Origin of the sequence: Oceanobacillus halophilus (assembly GCF_003628505.1) — a bacterium.
Lineage (GTDB): Bacteria > Bacillota > Bacilli > Bacillales > Amphibacillaceae > Oceanobacillus > Oceanobacillus halophilus.
Map to the genome: position 1 here is coordinate 234,416 of NZ_RBZP01000003.1, position 7,004 is coordinate 241,419.

4 protein-coding genes, 15 tRNA genes and 1 rRNA gene are annotated in these 7,004 nt (G+C 39.7%); 19 read left to right on the plus strand and 1 reads right to left on the minus strand.

Annotated elements, in window-relative coordinates:
* Positions 1 to 94 precede the first annotated feature (94 nt).
* On the plus strand, positions 95 to 1,258 hold the full coding sequence (locus D8M06_RS07495; protein WP_121203782.1) for a CapA family protein: 1,164 nt from the start codon (positions 95 to 97) through the stop codon (positions 1,256 to 1,258).
* A gap of 111 nt (positions 1,259 to 1,369) precedes the next feature.
* Here the strand turns inward: D8M06_RS07495 and D8M06_RS07500 are convergent, their stop codons facing one another.
* Positions 1,370 to 2,410 (minus strand): lactonase family protein, encoded by a 1,041-nt coding sequence (locus D8M06_RS07500; protein WP_421904209.1) that lies wholly within the window; start codon positions 2,408 to 2,410, stop codon positions 1,370 to 1,372.
* A gap of 229 nt (positions 2,411 to 2,639) precedes the next feature.
* Here D8M06_RS07500 and D8M06_RS07505 point away from each other — a divergent pair, with 229 nt between their 5' ends.
* The 18 genes from D8M06_RS07505 to D8M06_RS07590 all read left to right on the plus strand — a co-directional run.
* Positions 2,640 to 4,334: an FAD-dependent oxidoreductase gene (locus D8M06_RS07505; protein ID WP_121203784.1), complete on the plus strand. Its 1,695-nt coding sequence runs from the start codon at positions 2,640 to 2,642 to the stop codon at positions 4,332 to 4,334.
* Positions 4,335 to 4,469: 135 nt separating this feature from the next.
* Positions 4,470 to 4,733 (plus strand): hypothetical protein, encoded by a 264-nt coding sequence (locus tag D8M06_RS07510; protein WP_121203785.1) that lies wholly within the window; start codon positions 4,470 to 4,472, stop codon positions 4,731 to 4,733.
* Between the two features lie 250 nt (positions 4,734 to 4,983).
* Positions 4,984 to 5,058, plus strand: a tRNA-Glu gene (locus tag D8M06_RS07515).
* 9 nt (positions 5,059 to 5,067) lie between these two features.
* Positions 5,068 to 5,143: transfer RNA gene (locus D8M06_RS07520), tRNA-Val, on the plus strand.
* A 177-nt stretch (positions 5,144 to 5,320) separates the two neighbouring features.
* A tRNA-Met gene (locus D8M06_RS07525) sits at positions 5,321 to 5,397 on the plus strand.
* Positions 5,398 to 5,407: 10 nt separating this feature from the next.
* Positions 5,408 to 5,484: transfer RNA gene (locus D8M06_RS07530), tRNA-Asp, on the plus strand.
* Positions 5,485 to 5,676: 192 nt separating this feature from the next.
* Positions 5,677 to 5,752 (plus strand) — tRNA-Phe (locus tag D8M06_RS07535).
* 14 nt (positions 5,753 to 5,766) lie between these two features.
* Positions 5,767 to 5,851: transfer RNA gene (locus tag D8M06_RS07540), tRNA-Tyr, on the plus strand.
* Positions 5,852 to 5,865: 14 nt separating this feature from the next.
* Positions 5,866 to 5,941, plus strand: a tRNA-Thr gene (locus tag D8M06_RS07545).
* 4 nt (positions 5,942 to 5,945) lie between these two features.
* Positions 5,946 to 6,021, plus strand: a tRNA-Lys gene (locus D8M06_RS07550).
* 5 nt (positions 6,022 to 6,026) lie between these two features.
* A tRNA-Leu gene (locus D8M06_RS07555) sits at positions 6,027 to 6,111 on the plus strand.
* Positions 6,112 to 6,132: 21 nt separating this feature from the next.
* A tRNA-Gly gene (locus tag D8M06_RS07560) sits at positions 6,133 to 6,207 on the plus strand.
* A 7-nt stretch (positions 6,208 to 6,214) separates the two neighbouring features.
* Positions 6,215 to 6,303, plus strand: a tRNA-Leu gene (locus D8M06_RS07565).
* A 3-nt stretch (positions 6,304 to 6,306) separates the two neighbouring features.
* A tRNA-Arg gene (locus D8M06_RS07570) sits at positions 6,307 to 6,383 on the plus strand.
* A 5-nt stretch (positions 6,384 to 6,388) separates the two neighbouring features.
* Positions 6,389 to 6,465: transfer RNA gene (locus tag D8M06_RS07575), tRNA-Arg, on the plus strand.
* Positions 6,466 to 6,475: 10 nt separating this feature from the next.
* Positions 6,476 to 6,549, plus strand: a tRNA-Gly gene (locus D8M06_RS07580).
* An 11-nt stretch (positions 6,550 to 6,560) separates the two neighbouring features.
* Positions 6,561 to 6,634 (plus strand) — tRNA-Ile (locus tag D8M06_RS07585).
* A gap of 278 nt (positions 6,635 to 6,912) precedes the next feature.
* Positions 6,913 to 7,004 (plus strand): 16S ribosomal RNA (locus tag D8M06_RS07590); the annotation flags it as partial.

The window sequence follows — 7,004 nt, forward strand, 5'->3', positions numbered from 1 at the left end:
AATTCTATATAATTACTATTATAATTTTGTTATAATTCGGTTAATTAGTTGCATAGTCTACATAGAAATAAGGATATTAAACGGAGTTGATTAAATGGTTATAAGAACAATACCCGTTCTATTATGTTTTTCATTCTTTCTATCCCACCAACCGTATCAACATCCTATTATAGAAAATGCACAGTTTGCTCTCACTCCAAATCTTCTTGCAACAACAAGTAATTTTTCTAGAGAAGACTTATCTGCCGTAATGAATGATGTAGTGAACTATGAAAATTCGTTGACAATCAGTGCTGCAGGCGATGTCACGATAGGCAGTGATGATAGCTTTGGCTACTACGGAACGTTTCATCACGAGGTGGATCAGTCTGGTCTTGAACATTTTGGTAGAAATGTGGCCCCTATTTTTGACGAGGATGATCTGACTATCGTGAATTTAGAAACCACCCTAACTGATAGTACTAATAAAGCGGATAAGACATTTCGTTTTGCAGGAAAACCTTCTTACACGGAAATCTTAAATTTATCTAGTATAGAAGCAGTAAATCTAGCTAACAACCATACTTTTGATTACTTACAAAGAGGTTATGAAGATACAGTGGCTAATCTTGATAAACATAATATTTCTTCGTTTGGTTATGAGCAATTATTTTTAGAAGAATTGAATGGCATAACAGTAGGTGCTGCAGGTTATAAGGGGTGGAATGACTCAGCTGAATTACGAGAGCAAATAGAACATGATGTAAATACTCTACAAGAACAAGGAGCACAAGTGGTTATAGCGAATTTTCATTGGGGGGAAGAACGGCATTATCATCCAAATGCCTCTCAGCAGTCACTTGGAAGGTATGCGATCGATGCAGGAGCAGACTTAGTTCTGGGGCATCATCCGCATGTTGTTCAAGGGATTGAAGAATACAATGGAAAGTATATTGTATATAGCTTAGGTAATTTTATGTTTGGCGGAAACCGTAATCCTGATGATAAAGACACGTTCATTTTTCAGCAAACTTTTCATTTTGCCTTTGATGAACTTCTGGAGAAAAAAGACATAAAGATTATTCCGACTAGTATCTCCTCGGTAGCGGATCGCAATAACTATCAACCGACACCATTAACAGGAAAAGAAGCTAATCGTGTATTAAATAAAATTTTAACCCTGAGTGATGACATTCCAGAAAATGATATTGCTTATAAGGATTATAGTATGGATGAAAGTATTGCTGTTTTTTCAGAGATGGAAACATCATCACAGTAAAAGTTTCATTTAAAAAAAACTGTTAAAATACACGCCTGGATGTATTTTAACAGTTTTATTTTTGTAGTTTTGTCATGTGTTCGACAAACTTCGGGGAGTGACAGGCACCTGCTAGAATTTTAAGCAGATGGCTTCTGGCGCGTGTATGTCTTTTTGGATTAGGGTTAACTGACCTGTTTCTTTGTCTCTTGCGAATAAGACAAGATTATCAGACTCTTGGTTAGCGACGACTAAAAATTCTTCGGAAGGATCCAAAACAAAGTCCCTTGGCCAGTCTCCCTCTGAAGGTGTAATCTCAATTAAGGTTAGTTTTCCTGTGTTCTTTTCTGTTTTATATACAGCGATACTATTATGTCCACGGTTTCCGGCATAAACAAATTTGCCGTCGGAGGAAACATGAATGGCACTACCCTGATTATTCTCTGTAAAATCTTCAGGAACAGTTCTAACTCTTTGAACGATAGAGAAGCTCCCGTCAACACTATCATAGTTTAAAACAATCACTTCACGTCCAAACTCTGTTACAAGATAAGCGATATTCTCCAGTTGTGGATGAAATTCTATGTGTCGTGGACCACTGCCTGCTGGAACTTCTAAGCGGTTGACTTCTTTTAATTCTCCTTGATCATTTACCTTATATGTAACCAGTAGATCACTTCCTAAATCAGCTACTGCCAAATACTTTTCATCTGGTGTCATACCAGCGTAATGAACGTGTGGCTTCTCCTGTCTCGGATCAGGACCAGAACCGGTATGTTGAATAGTGGAAACAGCAGGACTGATTGTACCATCTTCCGGATTGATTAAATAGGAATCTACGGTACCTTTATGATAGTTTGTACTGAACAAATAGCGGTTGTTTTGGTCTGTATTTACATGACAAGGATTCGCTCCAGGAGATAACTGCCTGTTTAATAAAGTGAGTTCTCCATTTTCTCCAATCGTGAAAGAAGCAACCCCACCATCTCCCTCTTCTTTACAAATCGAATAGAGATACTTTTTATCGTCAGTGATCTTGAGGTAAGTTGGACTATTTACTTCCGCTACTACTCTAACATTTGTTAGTTTTCTTTCCGCCGTATCCAACTCAAAAGAGTAAATCCCCTGACTCTCTCTCTTCGTATATGTTCCAATGTAACCAGTATATTTCATATTTAACATGATACCCCTTTCTACATTTATCTTGAACCAAGTATATCGTTTTTAGGTGGTGCCTGTCACTTCCCGGAATATGTCGAATGTTGGTTCTACTTAAAATTAACTTTTCTGTGAAATGTAATGCAGTTTTCATTTTTCGATAATAGATTAACTTATAATGTAATTGTGAAGCATAATACATTTATTTCTACTATAGTTCAAAATAATAACAGGGGGAGTTTACATGGGTAATAGATTTTTGATCGTTGGCGGTGTGGCAGGTGGAGCGTCGGTTGCTGCTAGGATTAGAAGATTGGATGAAACAGCAATTATTATTATGTTTGAGAGAGGGCGAAATGTATCATTTTCTAATTGTGCATTACCGTATCATTTAAGTGGTATCGTTGAAAAGAGTGAAGATCTTGTCTTAATGAATCCTGGTAAATTCAAAGAACAATACAATATTGATGCTAGAGTTAATAGTGAGGTTGTGAAGATTAATCGCGAAGAAAAGAAGATTACAGTGAAGAATAGTGTTACAGAAGAAGTATATGAAGAAAGGTATGATAAATTAATTCTCTCTCCTGGAGCTAATCCCATTGTTCCAAGTCTTGAGGGTACGGACCGCAACCATGTCTTTACGGTTCGAAATGTGGAGGATATTTCGAAGCTGAATAATTATGTTCAACATAGGGAAGTGATGGACATAGCGGTTATAGGTGGGGGTTTTATCGGAGTTGAAGTAGCAGAAAATCTCCGTTTAGCTGGTTACAATGTATCAATAGTTGAGTTCAGTAACCAAATCATGGCCCCTTTTGATTATGATATAGTACAGGTGCTTCAAAAAGAAATGATAGATAACGGCATCAATTTGATTGTTAATGATGGCCTTTCTAAAGTTAAGGAAGGTTTCATTGAATTGAACTCTGGTAGAAAAGTAGAAGCGCAAGCGGTAGTTATGGCGATAGGTGTACGCCCTGAAACAACATTAGCAAAAGATGCCGGGCTTGAAATAGGGGAATTAGGTGGTATAAAAGTTGACCATAATTACCAAACGAATGATAAGGATATTTATGCCGTTGGTGATGCCATCGAAGTATACAATCGTTTGACGCGCAAGGCAACAAAACTTGCACTTGCCGGACCAGCGCAAAGACAAGCTAGAGCAGCAGCAGACCATATGTATGGAAAGAATCATCGCCATAATGGGGTTATTGGTTCATCCTGTGTACAAGTCTTTCATCAAAATGCGGCATCAACAGGTCTTAATGAAAAAGCAGCACAAATGGCTGAAATAAATTATGATTTTGCTTATATCATACCCGGAGACAAAGTTGGGCTAATGCCAAGTAGCAATCCCATGCACTTTAAATTACTATATGAATATCCAACAGGGAAAATATTAGGTGCCCAAGCAATTGGAAAAGGAAATGTAGATAAACGAATGGATGTTATTGCATCGATGATTACAATGGGCGCAACTGTGGAAGACTTAAAAGAATTAGAGTTATGTTATTCACCAATTTTCAGTACTGCAAAAGATGTGGTCAATCTTGCTGCACTCGTAGCATCAAATTTGTTATACGGTGAATATAAACAAGTACCAGTTACCAAAATTCGAGAGTTAGTGGAGAACAACGCGTATATTGTAGACGTACGTGAACCGTCAGAGTTTGAAATGGGTCACTTAAATAATGCGGTGAATATTCCTTTAAGTGAACTAAGACAAAGATTAAACGAAATTCCAATAGATCAGCCAGTATATGTTCACTGTAGAACTGGCCAACGTAGTTACAATGCAGTAATGGCACTTCAGAACCTTGGCTATACTAATGTATATAATGTAGCCGGATCCTTTTTAGGAGTTTCTATATACGAATACTTTAATGACCAAACAACAAACCGCAAAAAAATACTCACTAATTATAACTTTGCCTAATTCGGTGCCTGTCACTTCCCGAATTTTGTTGGAATTTGTCGATGTGGTAATCTAATCTAAATAGTTTGGCAAAAAATATAGATTTGGGAAGTGTATGTGGTAATTTTGGTTATGCTACTTATGAGGTGATATACTATGAAAGCTACAGAAATAGAAAGTAAACGGTTTGATAAAGCTTTAGATGAAATCTTGGATCTTTTTAATAACTTGGAAAGTGATGAGCCAATCATTCAATATAGCGAAGAAGTATTAAAATACATCGAATTGGCTAAGAAAAAATATGGAGATGACCTTGTTAATGAGAAAGTAAATACAGTAGTTGGTGAAATGCTTTCTTGGTTAGACTTAGATGAAGTTGAATTAGGAGAGGAAGAAGAGAAGGAAACGGAAGAAGAGTAAAGCGGTAATTTTGTAGAAGAATTATATTTAACCGTTGACAGTATAAGGATTCTGATTGGATACTTAAAAAGTAATAAAAAAATATATTAAAATTCTATTGACTTTTAATAGTAGTTGCTTTAATATAAATTTTGCTGTTGAAAAGCAAACACGAAACAAGGCAAACTATTCAATTAATTATTGTTTTTTTCTTGACAAGTTATTTGCCTGTGTGATATATTGAGTTTCCTTGACAAATTACGTCAAAAAAGGCCCGTTGGTCAAGCGGTTAAGACACCGCCCTTTCACGGCGGTAACACGGGTTCGAATCCCGTACGGGTCACCAATATAATATGGAGGATTAGCTCAGCTGGGAGAGCACCTGCCTTACAAGCAGGGGGTCACAGGTTCGAGCCCTGTATCCTCCACCATTATATAATCTAATATATTATATCGCGGGGTGGAGCAACGAGCGTTACTTCTACCGAATAAGCCGCGAGTAACCTCGAAGCATCTAACATCTCTGGATTTGCTAGTGGATGCAGAGGTCAAAGTCTTATAATTTCCCATAAAATAATTGGGATGAAAATTAATATATTTACACACATCGCGGGGTGGAGCAGTCTGGTAGCTCGTCGGGCTCATAACCCGAAGGTCGTAGGTTCAAATCCTGCCCCCGCAACCAATTAATCATTGGTCCGGTAGTTCAGTTGGTTAGAATGCCTGCCTGTCACGCAGGAGGTCGCGGGTTCGAGTCCCGTCCGGACCGCCACTATCATTTAATGAAACATGATTATTACTATGGCTTTTGTAGCTCAGTTGATAGAACAACGAGCGATACTTCTACCGAGTATGCTACGAGTAACCCCGAAGCGTTGACATCGCTGAATAAGTTAGAAGGTACAGGGGGGGTGAATACAAAAGCGCAATACCAAAATTAAAGCCTTAAAATATTTATTACTGTGGCTTGGTAGCTCAGTCGGTAGAGCAGAGGACTGAAAATCCTTGTGTCGGCGGTTCGATTCCGTCCCGAGCCACCATTAGTAACGACGTTGGAGGGGTAGCGAAGTGGCTAAACGCGGCGGACTGTAAATCCGCTCCCTCAGGGTTCGGCAGTTCGAATCTGCCCCCCTCCACCATCTTTTGATCATTTGCCGGCCTAGCTCAATTGGTAGAGCAACTGACTTGTAATCAGTAGGTTGGGGGTTCAAGTCCTCTGGCCGGCACCACTAAGAGCCATTAGCTCAGTCGGTAGAGCATCTGACTTTTAATCAGAGGGTCGAAGGTTCGAATCCTTCATGGCTCACCATTTATGCGGGTGTGGCGGAATTGGCAGACGCGCTAGACTTAGGATCTAGTATCTTCGGATGTGGGGGTTCGACTCCCTTCACCCGCACCATTAAAATCAAATTGCTATTATGCGGAAGTAGTTCAGTGGTAGAACACCACCTTGCCAAGGTGGGGGTCGCGGGTTCGAATCCCGTCTTCCGCTCCAGACCCTTGCCGGGGTGGCGGAATTGGCAGACGCACAGGACTTAAAATCCTGCGATAGGTAACTATCGTACCGGTTCGACTCCGGTCCTCGGCACCATAAGCGCCCGTAGCTCAATTGGATAGAGCGTTTGACTACGGATCAAAAGGTTAGGGGTTCGACTCCTCTCGGGCGCGCCATAATACGGGGAGTAGCTCAGTTGGATAGAGCAGCAGCCTTCTAAGCTGCGGGTCGCAGGTTCGAATCCTGTCTTCTCGGCCATGTTTTTTATGCGGGTGTAGTTTAATGGTAAAACCTCAGCCTTCCAAGCTGATGACGAGGGTTCGATTCCCTTCACCCGCTCCATTATTATTTGTGGGCCTGTAGCTCAGCTGGTTAGAGCGCACGCCTGATAAGCGTGAGGTCGGTGGTTCGAGTCCACTCAGGCCCATCCGTTCAAAATTATTGACATTTGTTGAATGGTGTTGTATTATTGTGTGTCTATCGCGTTAATAATTTTCGTTAAATAAAATGCATTGACAAATGATACACGATACAGTATATTTAATAAGCTGCTTTTGTGAAGCGGTAAACTAAATTTGCTCTTTGAAAACTGAACAAAACAACCAGTATGTTAAGACGAAAGAAACTCGTTTTCTTTTAACAATAGAAGGTAACACTTCTAAAAGCTAAGACATAGAATTAATTGGTGTTAATTCTATACAAACTTTTTTGGAGAGTTTGATCTTGGCTCAGGACGAACGCTGGCGGCGTGCCTAATACATGCAAGTCGAGCGCGGGAAGCTAACTGATCTCCTTCG